Raw genomic sequence first — 20,083 nt, forward strand, 5'->3', positions numbered from 1 at the left:
TCGGCGCCAGTCTGAATCGATTCATACAAGCAGGTTCCTCAAGTCCCCCGCGACGGGGCAGCTTGCGCATCCAGAGGTGGACATGCCTGACATCACTGCCGTGAGAACCGCACTCGCCGACCAGCGGGTCGAGACGCCTTCCTGGGGCTACGGCAACTCCGGCACGCGTTTCAAGGTGTTCGCACAGCCCGGCGTGCCGAGGACACCGCGCGAGAAGCTGGACGACGCGGCCAAGGTGCACGAGTTCACCGGCGTCACCCCCCGGGTGGCGCTGCACATTCCCTGGGACAAGGTCGACGACTACGCGGCCCTGGCCGCGTACGCGAAGGAGCGGGGCCTGGAACTGGGCACCATCAACTCCAACGTCTTCCAGGACGACGACTACAAGTTGGGCAGTGTCTGCCATCCCGACGCCGCCGTGCGGCGCAAGGCGCTGGCCCACCTGCTGGAGTGCGTCGACATCATGGACGCCACCGGCTCCCGCGACCTGAAACTGTGGTTCGCCGACGGTACCAACTACCCGGGCCAGGACGACATCGCGGCCCGCCAGGACCGACTCGCCGAGGCCCTCCAGGTCGTCTACGAGCGCCTGGGCGAGGACCAGCGGATGCTCCTGGAGTACAAGTTCTTCGAGCCGGCGTTCTACACGACCGACGTCCCCGACTGGGGCACCGCCTACGCGCACTGCCTGAAGCTCGGTGACAAGGCCCAGGTCGTCGTGGACACCGGCCACCACGCGCCGGGCACCAACATCGAGTTCATCGTGGCCGTCCTGCTCCGCGAGGCGAAGCTCGGAGGGTTCGACTTCAACTCCCGCTTCTACGCCGACGACGACCTGATGGTCGGCGCCGCCGACCCCTTCCAGCTCTTCCGGATCCTCCACGAGGTCATCAAGAACGGTGGCCTGGACCCCGCCGCAGGCGTGGCCTTCATGCTCGACCAGTGCCACAACATCGAGGCGAAGATCCCGGCGATCATCCGTTCGGTGATGAACGTGCAGGAAGCCACCGCCAAGGCCCTGCTGATCGACGACGAGGCGCTGACCGCTGCCCAGAAGGACGGCGACGTCCTGGCCGCCAACGCCGTCCTGATGGACGCGTACAACACCGACGTGCGGCCGCTGCTGGCCGAGGTCCGCGAGGAGAGGGGCCTGAACCCCGACCCGATCGCCGCCTACCGCGCCGGCGGCTGGCAGGAGCGGATCACCGCCGAACGCGTGGGCGGCGAACAGGCCGGCTGGGGCGCGTAGCACCACCCCGGGACGCCGCCCGGCCGGGGCGCGTACGCCACCAAGGCGCGCCACCCGGCCTCGGGCACCCTCCGTCGTCAACCCCTCCCGAAGGAAAGAACACCATGGCCTCCGCCATCCACCCCCAGGTCGCCGAACTCCTGGCGCGCTCGCACCGGCTGGGATCGGATCCGCGCAACACCAACTACGCGGGCGGGAACACGTCCGCCAAGGGCACCGCCGTCGACCCCGTCACCGGTGGCGAGCTGGAACTGCTGTGGGTCAAGGGCTCCGGCGGCGACCTGGGCACGCTGAAGGCCGAAGGACTGGCCGCGCTGCGCCTGGACCGGCTGCACGCGCTGAAGGGCGTCTACCCGGGTGTCGAGCGCGAGGACGAGATGGTCGCCGCGTTCGACTACTGCCTGCACGGCAAGGGCGGCGCCGCGCCGTCCATCGACACCGCCATGCACGGCCTGATCGACGCGGCCCACGTGGACCATCTGCACCCCGACTCCGGTATCGCGCTGGCCTGCGCGGCGGAAGGCGAGAAGCTGACCGCCGAGTGCTTCGGCGACAAGGTCGTGTGGGTGCCGTGGCGTCGGCCCGGATTCCAGCTCGGCCTGGACATCGCCGCGATCAAGGAGGCCAACCCGCAGGCCGTCGGCTGCGTCCTGGGCGGCCACGGTGTCACCGCGTGGGGCGCCACCTCCGAGGAGTGCGAGGCCAACTCGCGCTACGTCATCCGCACCGCCGAGGCGTTCCTCGCCGAGAAGGGCCGCCCGGAGCCGTTCGGCCCGGTGCGGGACGGCTACGCGCCGCTGCCCGACGAGGAGCGGCGCGCCCGTGCCGCCGCGCTCGCCCCGTACGTCCGCGCGATCGCATCCGCCGACCTGCCCCAGGTCGGCCACTTCACGGACTCCGAGACGGTGCTGGACTTCCTCTCCCGCACGGAGCACCGGCGTCTCGCGGCCCTGGGCACGTCCTGCCCCGACCACTTCCTGCGCACCAAGGTCCGGCCGCTGATCCTGGATTTGCCTGCCGGGGCACCGCTGGAGGAGGCGATCGCCCGGCTCGCCGAGCTGCACACCGAGTACCGCGCCGAGTACCGGGCGTACTACGAGCGGCACGCCGTCCCCGGCTCGCCGGCCATGCGCGGCGCCGACCCCGCGATCGTCCTGGTACCGGGGGTGGGCATGTTCTCCTTCGGCAAGGACAAGCAGACCGCCCGGGTCGCCGGCGAGTTCTACGTCAACGCGATCAACGTGATGCGCGGCGCCGAGGCCGTCTCCTCCTACAGCCCCATCGAGGAGTCGGAGAAGTTCCGCATCGAGTACTGGGAGCTGGAGGAGGCCAAGCTGCGACGGATGCCCGCGCCCAAGCCGCTGGCCACCCGGGTCGCCTTCGTCACGGGTGCCGGCTCCGGCATCGGCAGGGCCATCGCCCACCGGCTCGTCGCCGAGGGCGCCTGCGTCGTGGTCGCCGACCTCGACGCGACGAACGCGGTGGCCGTCGCCGAGGAACTCGGCGGGCCGGACCGCGCCGTCGCCGTGACCGTGGACGTCACCAGCGAGGAGCAGATCGCCGCCGCGTTCGTCGAGGCCGTTCTCGCCTTCGGCGGCGTCGACCTCGTCGTCAACAACGCCGGCATCTCCGTCTCCAAGCCGCTGCTGGAGACGACGGCCAAGGACTGGGACCTCCAGCACGACATCATGGCCCGCGGCTCCTTCCTGGTCTCCCGCGAGGGCGCCCGGGTGATGACCGCGCAGAAGCTCGGCGGCGACATCGTCTACATCGCTTCCAAGAACGGTGTCTTCGCGGGCCCCAACAACATCGCCTACGGAGCGACCAAGGCCGACCAGGCACACCAGGTGCGGCTGCTGGCGGCCGAACTCGGAGAGCACGGCATCCGCGTCAACGGCGTCAACCCCGACGGCGTGGTGCGCGGTTCCGGCATCTTCGCCGGCGGCTGGGGCGCCAAGCGGGCCGCCGTGTACGGCGTGGCGGAGGAGAAGCTCGGCGAGTACTACGCCCAGCGCACGCTGCTCAAGCGCGAGGTGCTGCCCGAGCACGTGGCGAACGCGGTCTACGCCCTCACCGGCGGCGACCTGACCCACACCACGGGGCTGCACGTCCCGGTGGACGCGGGTGTCGCCGCGGCCTTCCTGCGCTGACCCGCACACCCGCCCGATCGCCGCCGCGACTCGCGCGGCGGCAACCGGGCGCGGCACGGACCGGCGCCCCGGCCCTCATCGCCCAGCTCTCCAACGCCTCCGGGTCCCTTCGCCTCATCACTCCTCGCCGCGCACAGCGGAGGTAACACCACGTGACCACCACCCCGGCCTCCTCGGCCTTCCCCTCGGCGTTCGCCGCGGTCGACCTCGGGGCCACCAGCGGACGGGTGATCCTCGGCCGGGTCGGGCCAGACGACCTCGACCTGACCGAGGCCCACCGGTTCCCCAACACGCCCGTACGCCTGCCCGACGGTCTGCACTGGAACCCGCTCGCGCTCTTCCAGGGAACCGTCGACGGACTGCGGGAGGCCGCCCGGGCCGGCTCGGTCGTCTCCATCGGCGTGGACACGTGGGCGGTGGACTACGGGCTCCTCGACGCGGACGGCGTACTTCTCGGCACCCCGTACCACTACCGGGACAGTCGTACCGACGACGCCGCCCAGCAGGTCTGGCCCCGCGTCGGGCCCGAGGAGCTGTACCGGATCACCGGGCTGCAGCATCTGCCGTTCAACACCGTCTTCCAGCTCGCCTCGGCGGCCGGCACCAGCCAGCTCGACGCTGCCCGCACTCTGCTCCTGATACCGGACCTGCTGGTCCACTGGCTGACCGGAACCATCGGGGCGGAGGCGACCAACGCCTCCACCACGGGCCTCTTCGACGCCCGCACGGGTACCTGGTCCGGCGAACTCCTCGAACGGCTCTCCATCGACCCGGCTCTGCTGCCGCCCCTGCGCCGCCCCGGCGACCCGGCCGGAACCCTCCTGCCGCACGTCGCCGTTCACACCGGTCTCGACGCGAGCACCCCGGTCGTCACCGTCGCCTCGCACGACACCGCCTCCGCCGTCGCCGCCGTCCCGGCCACCGGACCGCACTTCGCCTACATCTCGTGCGGCACCTGGTCCCTGGCCGGCCTCGAACTGGACGCCCCGGTGCTGACCGAGGACTCCCGGGCCGCGAACTTCACCAACGAACTCGGCGTGGACGGCACCGTCCGCTACCTCCGCAACATCATGGGCATGTGGCTGCTGGAGGAGTGCCGCCGGACCTGGGAGGCGCAGGGCCTGCCCACACACATCCCCGTACTCCTGGCCGAGGCCGCCCGGTCCAGGGCGTTCGGCGCGCTCGTCGACCCGGACGACCCAGAGTTCCTCACCCCGGGCGACATGCCGGAACGGGTCCGCGAGTACTGCCGCCGTACGGACCAGCCCGTCCCCGGCAGTCAGGGGGCTGTCGTCCGCTGCATCCTGGAAAGCCTCGCCCTGGCCCACCGCCGCACCCTGCGGCAGGCGGCCGAACTCGCCGGCCGCGACATCACCCGCATCCACCTCGTCGGCGGCGGCTCCCGCAACGACCTGCTCTGCCAGCTCACCGCCGACGCCACGGGGTTGCCCGTCATCGCCGGGCCCACCGAAGCCACCGCCCTCGGCAACATCCTCGTCCAGGCCCGAGCGGCAGGGCTGGTGACCGACCTGGCGGAGATGCGCCGGCTCGTCGCCTCCACCCAGCACCTCAGGCGCTACACCCCAGTTGGTGACAGCGCTGCTTGGGACGCGGCTGCCGCCCGGCTCGCCCCTGCCCGAACGGAGCCCTGATACGCGTAGCGCCCCCGGCCGACGAGTACTGCGCCTCGCGGAGATCCGGCCTCCCCCGGCTGCCCGTCACGGCGAGCCCGTGCGGCGGCCCGGCGGTGAAGGAGCCCCGTCCGAGGAGTCAGCGCCCTTGTGATCGCTGTTCCCGAGCGTTCTGGCCTTCGAGCCGCTCGATGCCGTGGTTGAACTCGACCAGCAGCGTGAGGAACTGCTGTGTCCGCTCGCTGCTCCATTCCGCCGCTTCGAGGAGCCGGGCGGCTCCCGCGCGGCTGATGGCCCGGTCCGCCTCCAGGCGCTCCAAGCCGGTCGGGGTGGGCCGGATCCTGCGCGCGATGCCTCCGGCGGGGTCCGGGATGCGCTCCACGAGGCCCTGACGGAGCATGGCGCTGATCTGTCGGTTGATGGTGGACACGTCAGCCTGGAAGGTGTGGGCCAGCTCCTTGAGCGTGAGCGGCTCTCCCGTCTCCAGCCGGGTGAGCAGGACGTAGGCGGAACGGTCCAGACTCTGACCGATCCGCGGGCGGCGCGAGGCGATGAAATGCCGGGACAACAGGGTCAGCTCACGTTCAAGGGCGCCCAGGCGACGCTCCTCCGCGCTCGACTCCCTCATCTGCTCGGCCGTCCTTCCTCGATGGTTCACGTCATCAGTGCTCATGGTCGCACCCCATCCGAGTCCGGCTCGTTGTGCATGATGAACTATGTATGTAGCATACATATCGCGGCTCATCGAGTGTCGTGGGCGCGGCAGAAGGTATCCCCGAGGCATGGAGACCCACATGAGCGCGGAACTGGCGACAGCTGTCCGCGGCGGGCCTGGCGCCGGCGTCGAGCGGCCTGGGCATGACGGCCTTCGCGCCGCTCTCCGCTCGACACGGCGCTCGCGTGACGCTGCTGACCGGTCTGTGTGTGATCGGTGCCGGCTACGGGTGGGGCTGCTGCTCATGGCGGAGGTCTGGCAGATCATCGTGATGTCGATGATCGATCCCGCGTCTTCCCCGGCCCGCCGCCGGTTCGGAGGCCGCGGCGGTCCCGGCCGGCGCCTCCCGCCGAACCACCAGACACCTCCACACTGCGAAGGAAGTACCCCCATGGAACGCCTCAAGGGCAAGGTCGCCGTCATCACCGGCGCGGGCAGCGGCATCGGCCGTGCCGCGGCGGAACTCATGGGTGCGGAAGGTGCCCGGATCGTGGTCGCCGACTACGACACCGCGGCCGCCGAGGAGTCCGCCGCGCTCATCGAGGAGTCGGGCGGGCGTGCACTGCCCGTCACGGTGGACGTCACCGACGAGGGCTCCATCGCGGACATGGTCAACGCGACCGTCCGGGAGTTCGGCGCCCTGAACGTGCTCTGCAACCACGTGGGCGGCACCAATCCGCGTACCGACCTGGACCTGCTGCGCCTGGACATGGACGAGTTCCATCGTGCGGTCGCCCGCAATGTGACCAGCACCCTCCTGGGCACCCGGCACGCCATCCCGCACATGCTGCGCGCGGGGGGCGGATCGATCATCAACACGGCGTCCGTCGCAGCCCTGGTCGGCGACGTCCTGCAGACCTCCTACGGTGCCGTCAAGGCCGCGGTGGTCAGCATCACCAAGTCCGTCGCCGTCCAGTACGGGCCCCAGAACGTACGCTGCAACGCCGTCGCCCCCGGGGCCGTCCTGACCCCCGCGTTGGAGAACAACCTGCCGCGAGGCGTCATCGAGGATCTCAAGAAGGGCAACGCGCTGCCCCGCCTCGGCTCGCCCGAGGACATCGGCCACACCATGGTGTTCCTCGCCTCCGACGAGTCCCGCTACCTCACAGGCCAGCTGCTGGTCGTCGACGGGGGCATGACCATGCAGTCGTCCGCGGCCCCCGGGCGACGGGCTCAGCTCCCCGGCTGAGCCGCGGGCCCGGGAGCGCCACGTCACCGCACGCCAGTGTTGTGTATTGTGCATAGCGAGTGCATCATGCACATGGAATCGGGGTGCTCGAGGGCTCTCCTCGCCGTATTTCGGCCCGGCTCCCGTCGCTCACCCCGCCATCCCGCTGCGCGGGACCGCCTGCGTCGCAGGCACACACGAAAGGAATCACTTCATGACTTCTCTCAGCCTGCAGGGCAAGTCGGCCATCGTCACCGGAGGCGCCTCGGGCATCGGCGGCGCCATCACGAAGGTCTTCGTCGCGCGCGGAGCCCGGGTAGTGGTCGTCGACCTTCAGGAGGAGGCCGGTGAGGTGCTGAGCCGTGAACTGGGTGACGCCGTGGTCTTCCTGAAGGGTGACGTCTCCGACCGGGCAGTCGCCGACTCGGCCGTGGCCGCCGCCGTCGAGCACTTCGGTTCCCTCGACGTGCTGGTGAACAACGCCAGTGTGTCCCGGCAGAAGCCGTTCGAGGAGCAGACGGACGACGACTGGGACCTCGCGATGAACACCGGTCTGTACGCCACCCGCAACTTCATGCTCGCCGCCCTGCCGGAACTGAGGAAGACCGGCAACGCCTCCGTCATCAACTTCGGTTCCGGCGCGGGTCTGAACGGTCAGCCGAACCAGGCCTCCTACGCGGCGGCGAAAGAGGCCATCCGCGGCCTGAGCCGGGTGGCCGCCAACGAGTGGGCCCCGCACAACATCCGGGTCAACGTGGTCTGCCCGATGGCTCTGACCGCCGGCGTGGCCCAGTGGGCCGAGGCCCGTCCCGAGCAGTACGCCCAGTCCGCGGCCATGGTGCCCCTCGGCAGGTTCGGCGACCCCGACCGGGACGTCGCTCCCATCGTCGCCTTCCTCGCCGGCGACGACGCGCAGTACATGACCGGGCAGACCGTCATGGCCGACGGCGGCTCGGTCAAGCTTCGCTGACCCGTCCTACCGGCGGCCCGGCAGGCCGGGGCGTCGTTGCGTTCGAAACCTGCCGAGACGCCCGGAGGCCGCAGGCATCAAGAGGACGCCTCGGAGGACGATTCCGGGTGCGCGACCCAGCGGTTCGGTGTGGAGTTGTCGGATGTGCTGCACCCGGCATGACTCACCGGTCCCCCGGGCAGGGGAGACGTTTGTTCCGTACCGGACGCCTCGGGGGGAGTCTCCGTGACCACAGACGGAAAAGACGCCACTGCCTCACCGGAGGGAGCGGACGACACTCCTCTGCGGCGGGCCATCGGCCCCAAACTGCTCATCCTGTTCGTGATCGGCGACATCCTCGGCACCGGCATCTACGCGACCACCGGGCAGGTCGCCGGCAAGGTGGGCGGTGCGCTGTGGCTGCCGTTCGTCATCGGGTTCGTCGTGGCGATCCTGACAGCGGCCTCGTACGTCGAGCTCGTCGGCAAGTACCCGAAGGCGGCCGGGGCCGCGCTGTACACCCAGAAGGCGTTCCAGGTACCGTTCCTCACCTTCATCGTCGCCTTCATGGTCATGTGTTCGGGCCTGTCCTCGGCGAGCGCGGCAGCGCGCGCCTTCAGCGGCGACTACCTCGCCGAGTTCACGGACTTCTTCCCGCCCACCCTCGTCGCGATCCTGTTCGTTCTCGCCCTCGCGGCCCTCAATCTGCGCGGCGTGTCCGAGTCGGTGAAGACCAACGTGGTCCTCACCGTGGTCGAACTGACCGGCCTGTTCGTCATCCTCGCCGTCGGCGCCTGGGCGGTCCTCACCGGTGACGGCGACCCCTCCCGGCTCGGCGAGTTCCAGGCAGGGGGCACCGGCTACGCGCTGCTCACCAGCGTGCTGGGGGCGACGGCCCTGGGCTTCTTCGCCTTCGTGGGCTTCGAGGACTCCGTCAACATGGCCGAGGAGACCCAGGACCCGGTGCGTACGTTCCCGCGCGCCATCTTCATCGGCGTCGCCGTCACCGGGACCATCTACGTCCTGGTCGCCCTGGTCTCCTCGCTGCTCGTCGACTACCGCGTACTGGAGGGCTCCAGCGGCCCGCTGCTGGAGGTCGTCAAGGCCGGGGGGCTGGACTTCCCGCCGAAGCTGTTCGCACTGATCGCCCTGTTCGCGGTCACGAACTCGGCACTGATCAACATCATGATGGCGTCCCGGCTCTGCTACGGCATGGCGAACGAACGCATCCTGCCGCGCGCGCTGGGCCGTGTCCTCCCCCGGCGCCGCACCCCGGTCGTCGGCATCGTCTTCGTCTCGCTTCTCGCCATCGGCCTGGTCTCGACCGGGGAGATCGCGGGCCTCGGCGACACCACGGCCTTCCTGCTCCTGTGCGTCTTCGCCGTGGTCAACGTGTCCGTACTGGTCCTGCGCCGCGACCGGGTCGAGCACCAGCACTTCCGTACGCCGACCGCTCTGCCGGTACTGGGCGCGGTCACCTCCCTGATTCTGGCCGGCCCCCTGTCCGACCGGCCCGCGCACGTCTACATCCGGGCAGGGGTCCTCCTGGCCATCGGAATCGGGCTGTGGGTGCTGAACAGGACGGTGATGAAGGCACGCGGCGAGGCGTGAGCCCTCTCATCGACGTCCTGCCCGTCACCCACGCGTACGGACGCCCTTACCATCATGGCCGCGAGGGCGCGCTCAGCGAGCGACCCGGGGGATGCGCCTCTCCCAGGTGCGGTGGAAGACGACGTCCTCGCCTTCACGGCACACCACCTCGTTCGACGTGACGAAGTCATCGGCGTCGCAGGTGATCTCCGACCGGGTCTCGACCCGTACGTCCCAGGCACGCTCCGGGCGGCGCAGACGGACGGACCAGTCGGACCTGGTCCGCGCCGACAGCGGGTCGTCCTCCCGGATGGTGTAGGTCTCCAGCGCGTCCTCGGAGAACTCCAGGCCGTCCGGGTACACGCGGGTCCCGCCGTAGCGCGGATCCACCTCCAGCCGCCACTCGCCCTGGGCCACGTCACGCACCACCAGACGCTCCGGGCGCTGCTCCTCCTCCGATGTCGCCGGCACGGCCACGCGCAACGGCTCGGACTGCTCGGCGGGCTCGAAGCGGACACCGGTGTCCTCGGGGTGATCACCGGCGTCGCGAACAGGCAGTTCGAGTGCGGAGCCGGCCGGTTCCAGAACGAAGCCGTCGGAGCCCGCCTGCGGCCAGAGCCACGGCCAGTACGCGGAGGAGACGGCGAGACGGACGCGGTGTCCGGCCGGGAAGGTGTGGCCGATGCCGTTGAGCTGGAAGGTCACCGTCTCCGTGGCCCCGAGGGGCCAGGGCACGTTGCGGTCCCGGCCCCGGCGCGCCGCGAGGTTGAGGGCGCCGCGGGTCACCAGGGTCGAGGATCCGTCCGGCGCGACGTCGCAGAGCCGGGCGACGGCCTGCCCGTACGGTACGTCCATCCGAAGGCGCAGGGTCACCTCGGGGCGTCCGAGGATCTCGAGGGGGCCGTCGGTGACGGGAAAGTCGAAGCACGCCGAGCGGGCGTCCTCCTCGCGCTGGTCGGGCGGCAGGTCGGCGTCGTTGCCGAAGGGGAAGAACCGTCCGGCGTCGACACCGGTGTGCTGGGAGGAGCGTACGACGACCGGATCGCCCCCGAGAGCATGGGTGGCGGGAGTGGTGTACGGCGACGGCCAGGCCGGGTCGCCGACCCAGCGGCCCGGCAGTTCGGGGTAGACGGTGGCCGGCGGGTGCGACTCGCTGATCCAGGAGCGGAGCAGCGGTTCGTCCATGACGCCGGTGTCCTCGCCCTTCAGGTGGTGGTCCCACCAGCGCAGCGTCTCCTGGAGGAAGCCGATCGGCGGGCCCGGTGGCAGACCGCGGTCCGGGTACTGGTGGGACCAGGGGCCGATCAGACCCCGGACCCGCTCGTTCGGGAGGTGTTCCACGAGCCGGAGAACGGTGTCGCGGTACGGGTCGTGCCAGCCGCCCACGGCGAGGACGGCGGCGTCGATGGCGGAGTAGTCCTCGCAGACGCTGCCGTGCTTCCAGTAGTCGTCGCGGAGCTGGTGGGCGAGCCAGGTGTGGATGAACGGGTCGACGGCCTCCAGCCGCCGCAGCCACATCTCCCGCCACTCCGGCCCGGCGTACTCCGGGTCCGGCGGACGGCAGACGAACGCGAGCATGGTGGCGGCCCAGGCGTGCATGTCGACGCCGAGGACCGAGCCGCCCATGTAGTGCACGTCGTTGTCGTACCGGTCGTCCGCCGAACAGACGGTGACGACGGCCTTCAGCGGTTCGGGGGCGAGCGCGGCGATCTGGAGCGAGTTGAAGCCGCCCCAGGAGATTCCGAACATGCCCACCTTGCCGTTGCACCAGGGCTGCGCGGCCAGCCACTCGACGACCGCGACGCCGTCGGCCAGCTCGGTGGCGTCGTACTCGTCGCCCGGCAGGCCCTCGCTGTTGCCGTGCCCGCGTACGTCGACGCGGACGGAGGCGTAGCCGTGGCCCGCGTACCAGGGGTGGCGCTGGCTGTCGCGGGGCGCGGTCCAGTCGCTGAGGCGGTACGGCAGGTACTCCAGCAGGGCGGGGACCGGCTCGTCGGTGAGCGGCCGCCAGATCCGCGCGTAGAGCCGGGTGCCGTCCGGCAGCGGGATGCGGATGTCGTCGTGGGTCGTCTCGTACGGGAAGTCTGTGCGAATGCGCATGGGCGGTACCTTCCGGCGGGCCGGTGCTCAGTGGACGGGGTGCATCGTGCGCCGCAGCCACGGCGCGAGGGCTACGACGACCAGGCCGAGGACCACGGCGATGGCGCCGTTGACGCCGAAGTACATGGGGTGGGACACGTCGTCGTAGATCTTCACGACTTGGGCCTGGATTCCGTTGGCGAGGGCCAGGGAGAGGAACCACAGGGCCATGGTCTGGCTGGAGAACGCCTTCGGCGCCAGCTTGCTGCTGGCCGAGAGACCCGAGGTCTCCAGGAGTACGTCGCCGAGGCCGAGCAGCAGGTAGGAGCCGATGATCCACCAGACGGCCATCCGGTAGTCGGTGCCGTCGTGGCCCGCGGTGGGAATCGCCATCAGCAGAAACGACAGACCGCCGAGAACGACCCCGAACGCGATCTTGTTCGAGGCGTGCGGCTGGCGTCGGCCCATCCGCACCCAGACTGCGGCGACCACGGGGGCCAGCGCCACCTCGAAGGCCCCGAGCGCGGAGGCGTACCAGCTGGAGGGGAAGTCGAAACCGAGGATGCTGGTGTCGGCGTTCGTCGAGGCGAGCAGCATCATCGTGGAGTACGCCTGGAAGAGGATGAAGTTGAAGACCACCGAGGCGAGGAAGAGGACGATGTAGGGCCGCAGCCGCCCGCGTTCCTCCGTGGTGACCCGGGGGCTGGTGAACATGATCCAGAAGTAGACGACCGGCGCGATCACCGAGACGACCGTGAGGACGTCCACGAACCGGTCCATGGTGAGCCAGCCGACGCCCGCGAGCACGCCGCACAGCGCGGCGAAGGCCAGGCTTCCGGTGACCATGAGCCACACGGCCCGTCGCATGGCCGCCGGGGCCAGTGCGAACTCGGCGGTGTGCTTGCGTCCGGCGAGGTGCCGCCGTCCGGTGACGTACTGGACGAGTCCCAGCGTCATCCCGAAGGCGGCCGCGGAGAAGCCCCAGTGCCAGCCCTGGTGCTCGCCGAGCCAGCCGGTGATCAGCGGCCCGGCGAAGGCGCCGATGTTGATGCCCATGTAGTACAGGGCGAAGCCGGCGTCGCGGCGGTCGTCGGCGGTGCGGTAGAGCTTGCCGACCATGGCGGCCACATTGGGTTTGAGCAGACCGGTGCCCGCGCTGATCAGGCCCAGGCCCACCCAGGTCATGGCGGCGGTGGGGACGGCCATGGAGTAGTGGCCGAGGGCGATGAGGACGCCACCCCACAGGACCGCCCGGTAGGAGCCCAGGATGCGGTCGGCGAGCCATCCGCCCGCGACGGAGACCAGGTAGACGAGGGTGCCGTAGGCGGCCGACACGGAGGCGGCGGTGCCCGGGTCCATACCCAGGCCCTCGTTCGCCACCGAGTCGGCGAAGTAGAGGACCAGGATCGCCTGCATGCCCAGGAACGAGAAACGCTCCCAGACCTCCAGGGCGGACAGCGTGAGCAGGCCCTTCGGCTGCCCGAAGAAGGCGCGGTCGTCCCGCGCCGGAGGCTGCTCGTCGTCGGCTGTCTCGGGTTGAGCACGGTCTGTCATAGGTCCAGTCGCCGGTCGGGGATGGCTGGACTGCCGCACAGCGCAAACGGCGTACACGGTGCCTGCCGGCACCGTTGCGCGACGCTCACCACGAGATGACAGGCAGTCCCACGTCGCAGGTCAGGAGATCAGGGATCACCCGTACTTCGCAACTGCGTACGCCGCTGTCCAGCGCACACATGACCCGTGGTAGGTCGCGAACGGCGGCGTCGCTCGAACGGCTCGGGGCCTCGGGGAAGGCGGTGCCATGACGCCTCCGGCTCGGACGCCGACTTCCGCTGCGCGATCGGTCCAGGAAAGGGGCACCACCGGCCGGTCCCCGCGGGCACAATGCCCGGCTCGGCTTGCTGTACTCCAAGTAACAAGAACAGAGTTGATCTCCGCACCTCACGCGATTACCTGAGGTAGCCCACCCCCCCCATGTGCCCGTGGTTCTGACACCCGGACGACCAACAGGAAGTCGAATGAATCCGTCGTACGACCCCCTCGAGCTGGCGCGCGAAGACTACGAACACCATCTGCGGACTTGCCGTCAATGCGAGGCGGACGGTGCCAGGTGCCCCGCGGCCAAACACCTGAGACGTCTGTACAACAACCTTCTCAGATCGGCGCAACCACGAACGTCCCGCCCAGGCCTCGCGGGCCGGCCGGCGAGCGGTGGTTCGGCCGGGTGACGCGGGGGCCGGTCCGGCCAGGCCGTTCCTGAGGCGGGCGGCCGGGTGGCACCGTAGGGGGCGGTGACAGTCCGTAGGCGGCAGCGGCTTCGTCGGGCGTGCCCGTGCCGGCTGCGCCGTTCACCACCGGATGCCCTGTTTCCTTCTCCGCCTCCTGCCGTTCCGGGGCAGCGAGGGCGCAGTCGCCGCCGGCAGGGGCAACCCCTCACCGACTGGTTTCCCGGCATGCCCCCGCCCGCACCTGAGAATCGGCCGGCCTGCGGTGAAGGCCCACTGCCGCGACCTCGGCATCCCCTACGCCGAGACCCGCCTCGTCGACTCCTACCGGCGGGCCCTTTTGCCGGACGGCTCCGCGTGTCCGACGCCGTTCCGTCGCACATAGGCTGGTGCTCATGACCTCAGTGAAGGAGGGACGCCCGCGCGCGCTGTTCGCGGGGGCTTCGCGCCGGTGGGTACGGCTGCTGCCCTGGGGCGTGGCGTTCGTGCTGTGCGTCGCCCTGCTGCCCACCACCATCCGGGTGCTCAGCGTCGACTACGGACTGAACGGAGGCGTCGCGAGCGCCCTGGCGGTCGTGCAGTCGGCACCACTGCTGCTCGCCGTCCTCCGTCCGCTGCAGGCCTGGTACGTGGTCTTCGTCGCGGACGTGGCCGGGGCTCTCGCCCTGCTCGCCGTCGACTTCGAGGAACGGCTCCTGTGGCCGTACCCGCCGATGGAGATCGTCGGGTACGTCGGCCTCTGCCTCGCCCTCGGCCTGCGCGAGCGGCGCCGGACCCTGCTGCTGGTGTGGCTGGCGACGGCGGGCGCGGGAATCGGCCTGGAGTCCGTCGTGCCCGACGGTACGAACAGCAACAGCACGGTGCTCACCATGCTCAGCGGTGTCACCCTCGTGTGCGCCGGTGCGCTTCGCGAGCGGCACGAGGTGCAACGCAGGCTGGCCGAACAGGAGACGATCAGCGAGGCCGAGCGCGACCGGCGGACGCTGCTGGAGGAACGCGCCCGGATCGCGCGCGAGCTGCACGACGTGGTGGCGCACCACATGTCCGTCATCACGGTGCAGGCGGACACCGCGGAGTACCGCCTCGACCGACTGCCGCCAAAGGTGCGGGAGGAGTTCACGTCCATCGCGGCGACCGCCCGCGCCTCGCTCGGCGAGATGCGCAGGCTCCTCGGAGTCCTGCGCAACGAGGACGCGCACGGAGAGCTCGCACCCCAGCCGGGGCTGACGCAGATCGCGCAGTTGGCGGAAGCGACAGCGAGGGCCGGCGGACCGGTGGAGTTCACCCCCTGTGACGCCGACGTGCCCGAGGCGGTGGGCCTGTCCGCGTACCGCATCGTCCAGGAGGCCCTCGCGAACGTCGTCCGGCACGCACCGGGCGCACGGACGCAGGTGTCGCTCTCGGTGCCGGAGTCCGTTTCGCCAAAGGACGCGCGGCTCACCGTCCTGGTGGCCAACGGCCCGCCGCCACAGACGCCCGCCGCACCGCTCGAGGTGGGCGGCACCGGGCACGGTCTCGTCGGTATGCGTGAGCGGGTACGGCTCGCGGGCGGCACCCTCGACGCGGGGCCGCTGCCGGACGGCGGCTTCCGGGTCGTCGCGCAACTCCCACTGAGTGAAAAGGATCCAACGTGACGACGCGTGTCATCATCGTCGACGACCAGGCCATGGTGCGAGCGGGTTTCGCCGCGCTGCTGGCCGCCCAGAGTGACATCGACGTGGTGGGCGAGGCCCCCGACGGCGCGCAGGGCGTCGAGCTGAGCCGGCGCACCCATCCCGACGTCGTGCTGATGGACGTCCGCATGCCCGAGATGGACGGCCTGGAGGCCGCGCGCCGCCTTCTGACGCCGCCGCCGGGTGTGACGCACCGGCCGCGCGTCCTGATGCTCACCACCTTCGACGTCGACGACTACGTCTACGAGGCGCTGCGGGCGGGCGCGAGCGGATTCCTGCTCAAGGACGCGCCGCCGGCCGACCTCATCGCGGCGGTACGCGTCGTGGCCTCGGGCGACGCTCTGCTCGCCCCTTCCGTGACCCGCCGCCTCATCGCGGACTTCGCCAAGCAGCGGCCCGTCGCCCGGGGCAAGCCGGCGCTGCGTCTCAAGGGCCTGACCGAGCGCGAGACCGAGGTCCTCACGCTGGTGGCTCGCGGCCGGTCGAACGGGGAGATCGCGACGACGCTGGTGCTGGCCGAGCAGACGGTGAAGACGCACGTGAGCCGCGTCCTCACCAAGCTCGACCTGCGCGACCGCGCCCAGGCTGTGGTCTTCGCGTACGAATCGGGGCTGGTGGCCGCGGGCGAATAGCAGCCCCCCGTCGCGGGGCGGCCGGTAAGGACGGAGCCCCGGCCCGCACCGAAGCACGGGCCGGGGCTCCGAGCCACCGCGGGCGCGGCGCGCGGGGGGTGCTTCGCCCCGTTGCAGCCCTGTGGGCCGGGCCCGGGGCGTGGCACCGGCGAGGCAGCGGCTCGGCCGGGCGGGCGCCCGCGCCGTCCGGGGCCGTGCGATGCGCCACCCACCCCTCTTGCACACGAGTCCACGGCCCGCCGCGCCGGACGGCGGGCACCACCCGCCGGGGAGGGCCGGGGTCCTCCCCTCCTCCACCCCCTACCGCGGTAGCACCTCCACATTGGCTCCCGGGTATGACGCCCGGCGCGCAGCCGTCCACGCACTCTTCACCCGTCACAGAAGTGCACGTATGAGGGAGACGGGACATGAGGCTACGCAGAGGCAAGCGGCAGAAGGCGGACAACCGGCCCGAGGCGGACGACCGGCCGAAGGCGGACGACCGTCCCGAGGACCAGGCCGCCACGCCCGGTCTCGCCGTCGAGCTGCGCGGCGTCCGGCGGCAGTACGGCCGCGGGGCGGCCACCGTACACGCCCTAGCGGGTATCGACCTCGCCCTCCCGCGCGGCACGTTCACCGCCGTCATGGGCCCCTCCGGGTCCGGCAAGTCCACGTTTCTGCAGTGCGCCGCCGGCCTCGACCGGCCGTCGGCCGGCTCCGTGCGCCTCGGCGGTACGGAGATCACCGCCATGCACGAGAACGAGCTCACCGAGCTGCGCCGCAGCCGTCTGGGCTTCGTCTTCCAGGCCTTCAACCTGCTGCCCTCCCTCACCGTGGAGCAGAACGTACTGCTGCCCATGCGCCTGGCCGGGAAGCGCCAGGACCGGCGCCGGGCGCAGGCGGTGCTCGCCCGGGTCGGGCTCGACGGCAAGGCGAAGCGCCGGCCCGGCGAGCTCTCCGGCGGCCAGCAGCAACGCGTGGCCATCGCACGCGCCCTGGTCACCAGCCCGGACGTGATCTTCGCCGACGAGCCCACCGGCGCCCTCGACACGGGCACCGCCACCGAGGTCCTCGGACTGCTCCGGCACGCGGTGGACACCCTCGGCGCCACCGTCGTCATGGTCACCCACGACCCGGCCGCGGCCGCCTGGGCCGACCGCGTGCTGTTTCTCGCCGACGGCGCCTTCTCCGACCACCTCGAGTACGGTTCGGCCGAGCAGATCGCGGCACGGATGGCCGTGCTCACCTCCCGTACCTCCCGCCCGGGCGCGATGGCGGGTGCAGCGGCATGAGGCGCCCCAACGGACTCGCCCGTGAGGCCGTCCGCTTCAAGCCCGCCTCCTTCGCGGGAACCTTCCTCGCGCTGCTGATGGCCGCACTGATCGTCTCGGCCTGCGGAATCCTGCTCGAGACCAGTCTGCGCGCGTCGGTGCCGCCGCAGCGGTACGCGCAGGCGCCCGTCGTCGCGGCGGCGGACCAGTACGAGTACGTCGTCACGGGCAGCGGCGAAGACCGCGAGAAGGAGGCGGTCCCGCTGCCGGACATCGCACGGGTGGACGCCGGGCTGGTGGCGAAGGCCGCGCAGGCGCCGGGTGCGGCCGCCGCCGTCCCGGACTTCACCTTCCCGGTGCGCGCGGCGGACGACGGCGCGGACTTGGGCGCACGCGAACTCCCCGTTCCGGGCGGGGTGCTCACCGCGCACGGATGGGGCTCGCACACCTTCACCGGCACCGCGCTGACCACCGGCTCCGCGCCCCGCGAGGATGAAGTCGTGCTCGACGCGGGCACGGCCCGCGCCGCGAAGGTCGCTGTCGGCGACACCGTCGCGCTGCGGACCGCCGCCGGGCAGCAGGACTTCCGCGTCGCGGGCGTCGCCGAGGCCGAAGCCGCGGACACCGCCCGGACCACGAGTGTCGCGGGCGCCGTCGCATGGTTCGCCGACGCCCAGGCCCCCACGCTCGCCGGACACCCCGGCAAGGTGGACGCCATCGTCGTGCTGGCGAAGCACGGCACTGATGCCGATGCCCTGGCCGGCTCGGTGAAGAAGGCCCTGACCGGCTCCGGCGCCCAGGTGGCCACCGGCGACGACCGCGGCGCCGTCGAAGACCCGGGCCTCGGCCACGCCAAGCAGACGCTCTTCGGAATCGGCGGCTCCTTCGGCGGCATCGCCGCCATCGTCGCGGTCTTCACCGCCGCCGGAACCGTCGCGCTGTCGGTCGGCCAGCGAGCCCGCGAATTCGCGCTGCTGCGCGCCGTCGGGGCCACCCCGCGGCAGATCCGCCGCGCGGTCGCCTCCGAAGCACTGCTCGTCGCTCCGCTCGCCGGGATCGCCGGGTGCCTGCCCGGCATCGGGCTCGCGCACTGGTGGTTCGGGCAGTTGCAGGACCGCGGTGCCGTCCCACAAGCCGTGGACCTGCACGTCTCCGGACTCCCGCTGCTCGCTGCCGTCGGCGTGGGGCTGCTCACCGCGCTCGGTGCCGGATGGATGGCCGGGTGCCGACCCGCGAAGATCAAGCCCGGACAGGCGTTGTCGGAGGCGTCGGTGGAGCGGCTGCGGCCCGGCCTGGTCCGTACCGTCCTCGGCGTCGGCGCCCTTGTCTCGGGGGCGATCCTCACCGGCGTGTCCGCCGGCTCCGCGGGGGACGACGCGGCCGGCGCCGCCCTCGGCGTCGTCATGTGCTTCATGCTGGCCGTCGGGCTGCTGGGCCCGCTGGTGGCGCGGCTGTGCGCCGGCCTGTTCGGCCTCCCGCTGCGCGGCGCGGGCCCGGCGGCCGAGCTCGCGGCCGCCAACTCCCGCACCAACGCCCGCCGCCTCGCCTCCGCGATCACCCCGATCACCCTCGCCATGGCCTTCGCCTCCACGCTCGTCTTCATGCACACCAGCGAGACCCACGCCGCCGACAAGCAGCTGCGCGCGGGCATCACCGCGGACCACGTGGTCACCGACCCGGCGGGGCTCCCGGTGGACGCGGCGGCGCGCGCCGCCCGCGCGCCGGGCGTGGAGGCGGCCGTCGGCCTGCTGGACACACAGGTGCTGGTGCCGGTGGGCTCCGGCGAGTTCAAGTCGCTGCAGGGCGCGGCGACCCAGGGCGTCACCGGCTCCGGCGCCGAGCTCGCGAAGGTGCAGGACCTGGACGTACGAGAAGGCAGCCTCGACCAGCTCGGCAAGGGCCGTATCGCCATCGGCAGGACCCTGGCGAACTCGGCGGACGCCGGCGTCGGCGACCGGCTTCCGCTCTACCTCCCCGACGGTACCGAGGTCCGCCCCGAAATCGTCGCGGTCTACGGCCGCGGCCTCGGCCTGGCCACGGTGACCATGGACCGGGCGTCTCTCACCGGGCACATCACCTCGGGCTTCGGCAGCACCCTGCTCGTACGGGGCGGCTCGGAGCAGTCGCTCACCGCCCTGGGCAAGGTCACCGACGCCTCCGGCTACGCCACCGAGCAGAACCTCGACGCGAAGCTGGGCGCCTGGATGAACAACACCATGGCCGCGGTCCTCGGCGGATTCGCCGCCGTCGCCGCGGTCAACACCCTGGTGATGACGGTCCTGGACCGCCGTCGCGAGCTCGGCACGCTGCGCCTCGTCGGCTCCACCCGGCGTCAGGTACTGACGATGCTGCGCTGGGAGGGCCTGCTGGTCTCCACGGTGGGCATGGTCCTCGGCTCCGCGATCGCCGCGGCCACGCTGATCCCCATGATGAGCGGCACGACCGGCGAGGCGCCGTACGTGCCCCCGCTGATGTACGGATCCTTCGCGGCCGTCGCCACCGGCCTGGCCCTGCTCGCGGTCACGCTGCCGGCCCGAGCGGCACTGCGCCGCTGGTCGTAGCCCCCTACGTACGGGGCGTGTGCCGGCACACACCGGCTCACGCCCGTACGACCTCTCGGATCGCGGGCACATCGCGCCCCGGTCACCCGGCCCGTACCCGGCGAGGCGGCACCGCCACGCGTACGGCCTCCCGTCCCGCCATTCGCCCGGTAATGACCGAAAGGACTTCCCAATCGTGATGTCAACCCGCTTCTGCGACGGGAGGTGAACC

Annotated in this window: 13 protein-coding genes; 10 read left to right on the forward strand and 3 right to left on the reverse strand. The window is 71.4% G+C overall.

The annotated features are described in order from the left end of the window. Positions 1–82 precede the first annotated feature (82 nt). The 3 genes from rhaI to ABEA26_RS14850 all read left to right on the forward strand — a co-directional run bounded on the left by rhaI (position 83) and on the right by ABEA26_RS14850 (position 5,051). Positions 83–1,249 (forward strand): L-rhamnose isomerase, encoded by a 1,167-nt coding sequence (gene rhaI, locus ABEA26_RS14840; protein WP_345592652.1) that lies wholly within the window; start codon positions 83–85, stop codon positions 1,247–1,249. 104 nt (positions 1,250–1,353) lie between these two features. Further along, positions 1,354–3,399, forward strand: coding sequence for a bifunctional aldolase/short-chain dehydrogenase (locus ABEA26_RS14845; RefSeq protein ID WP_345592653.1), 2,046 nt, complete (start codon positions 1,354–1,356; stop codon positions 3,397–3,399). Between the two features lie 152 nt (positions 3,400–3,551). After that, positions 3,552–5,051, forward strand: a complete 1,500-nt coding sequence (locus ABEA26_RS14850; RefSeq protein WP_345592654.1) for a rhamnulokinase — start codon at positions 3,552–3,554, stop codon at positions 5,049–5,051. A 118-nt stretch (positions 5,052–5,169) separates the two neighbouring features. Here the strand turns inward: ABEA26_RS14850 and ABEA26_RS14855 are convergent, their stop codons facing one another. Continuing rightward, positions 5,170–5,703, reverse strand: a complete 534-nt coding sequence (locus tag ABEA26_RS14855; protein WP_345592655.1) for a MarR family winged helix-turn-helix transcriptional regulator — start codon at positions 5,701–5,703, stop codon at positions 5,170–5,172. A 433-nt stretch (positions 5,704–6,136) separates the two neighbouring features. Here ABEA26_RS14855 and ABEA26_RS14860 point away from each other — a divergent pair, with 433 nt between their 5' ends. From ABEA26_RS14860 to ABEA26_RS14870, 3 genes are all read left to right on the forward strand, one after another. Next, positions 6,137–6,934 (forward strand): SDR family NAD(P)-dependent oxidoreductase, encoded by a 798-nt coding sequence (locus ABEA26_RS14860; protein WP_345592656.1) that lies wholly within the window; start codon positions 6,137–6,139, stop codon positions 6,932–6,934. 193 nt (positions 6,935–7,127) lie between these two features. Continuing rightward, entirely contained in the window at positions 7,128–7,883 is a 756-nt protein-coding gene (locus ABEA26_RS14865) for an SDR family NAD(P)-dependent oxidoreductase (protein ID WP_345592657.1), read from the forward strand. A 225-nt stretch (positions 7,884–8,108) separates the two neighbouring features. Further along, positions 8,109–9,473 carry an APC family permease gene (locus ABEA26_RS14870; protein ID WP_345592658.1) on the forward strand — a complete coding sequence of 455 codons (1,365 nt, stop codon included), beginning with the start codon at positions 8,109–8,111 and terminating at the stop codon, positions 9,471–9,473. A 72-nt stretch (positions 9,474–9,545) separates the two neighbouring features. On the opposite strand, the gene ABEA26_RS14875 is transcribed toward ABEA26_RS14870, so the two are convergent. Both ABEA26_RS14875 and ABEA26_RS14880 read right to left on the reverse strand, forming a co-directional pair. Then, on the reverse strand, positions 9,546–11,552 hold the full coding sequence (locus tag ABEA26_RS14875) for a CocE/NonD family hydrolase (protein WP_345592659.1): 2,007 nt from the start codon (positions 11,550–11,552) through the stop codon (positions 9,546–9,548). Between the two features lie 27 nt (positions 11,553–11,579). After that, positions 11,580–13,085, reverse strand: a complete 1,506-nt coding sequence (locus ABEA26_RS14880) for a peptide MFS transporter (RefSeq protein ID WP_345592660.1) — start codon at positions 13,083–13,085, stop codon at positions 11,580–11,582. Between the two features lie 1,066 nt (positions 13,086–14,151). Between ABEA26_RS14880 and ABEA26_RS14885 the strand changes: the two genes are divergently transcribed. The 4 genes from ABEA26_RS14885 to ABEA26_RS14900 all read left to right on the forward strand — a co-directional run bounded on the left by ABEA26_RS14885 (position 14,152) and on the right by ABEA26_RS14900 (position 19,872). After that, complete coding sequence (locus ABEA26_RS14885) at positions 14,152–15,390, forward strand: sensor histidine kinase (protein ID WP_345592661.1); 1,239 nt, start codon at positions 14,152–14,154, stop codon at positions 15,388–15,390. Next, on the forward strand, positions 15,387–16,061 hold the full coding sequence (locus ABEA26_RS14890; protein ID WP_345592662.1) for a response regulator: 675 nt from the start codon (positions 15,387–15,389) through the stop codon (positions 16,059–16,061). The genes ABEA26_RS14885 and ABEA26_RS14890 overlap by 4 nt, the downstream gene beginning before the upstream one ends. A 407-nt stretch (positions 16,062–16,468) precedes the next feature. Continuing rightward, on the forward strand, positions 16,469–17,332 hold the full coding sequence (locus ABEA26_RS14895; RefSeq protein WP_345592663.1) for an ABC transporter ATP-binding protein: 864 nt from the start codon (positions 16,469–16,471) through the stop codon (positions 17,330–17,332). Beyond that, complete coding sequence (locus ABEA26_RS14900) at positions 17,329–19,872, forward strand: FtsX-like permease family protein (RefSeq protein ID WP_345592664.1); 2,544 nt, start codon at positions 17,329–17,331, stop codon at positions 19,870–19,872. The genes ABEA26_RS14895 and ABEA26_RS14900 overlap by 4 nt, the downstream gene beginning before the upstream one ends. Positions 19,873–20,083: the final 211 nt, after the last annotated feature.

The organism is Streptomyces marokkonensis, assembly GCF_039539045.1.
Classification (GTDB): Bacteria; Actinomycetota; Actinomycetes; order Streptomycetales; family Streptomycetaceae; genus Streptomyces; species Streptomyces marokkonensis.

Bases quoted from the DNA above. Each gene is read 5' to 3' on its own strand.
- ABEA26_RS14855 (WP_345592655.1), bottom strand. From the start codon at position 5,703: ATGAGCACTGATGACGTGAACCATCGAGGAAGGACGGCCGAGCAGATG.
- ABEA26_RS14860 (WP_345592656.1), top strand. From the start codon at position 6,137: ATGGAACGCCTCAAGGGCAAGGTCGCCGTCATCACCGGCGCGGGCAGC.
- ABEA26_RS14880 (WP_345592660.1), bottom strand. From the start codon at position 13,085: ATGACAGACCGTGCTCAACCCGAGACAGCCGACGACGAGCAGCCTCCG.
- ABEA26_RS14865 (WP_345592657.1), top strand. From the start codon at position 7,128: ATGACTTCTCTCAGCCTGCAGGGCAAGTCGGCCATCGTCACCGGAGGC.
- ABEA26_RS14875 (WP_345592659.1), bottom strand. From the start codon at position 11,552: ATGCGCATTCGCACAGACTTCCCGTACGAGACGACCCACGACGACATC.
- rhaI (WP_345592652.1), top strand. From the start codon at position 83: ATGCCTGACATCACTGCCGTGAGAACCGCACTCGCCGACCAGCGGGTC.
- ABEA26_RS14900 (WP_345592664.1), top strand. From the start codon at position 17,329: ATGAGGCGCCCCAACGGACTCGCCCGTGAGGCCGTCCGCTTCAAGCCC.
- ABEA26_RS14885 (WP_345592661.1), top strand. From the start codon at position 14,152: ATGACCTCAGTGAAGGAGGGACGCCCGCGCGCGCTGTTCGCGGGGGCT.
- ABEA26_RS14845 (WP_345592653.1), top strand. From the start codon at position 1,354: ATGGCCTCCGCCATCCACCCCCAGGTCGCCGAACTCCTGGCGCGCTCG.
- ABEA26_RS14895 (WP_345592663.1), top strand. From the start codon at position 16,469: ATGAGGCTACGCAGAGGCAAGCGGCAGAAGGCGGACAACCGGCCCGAG.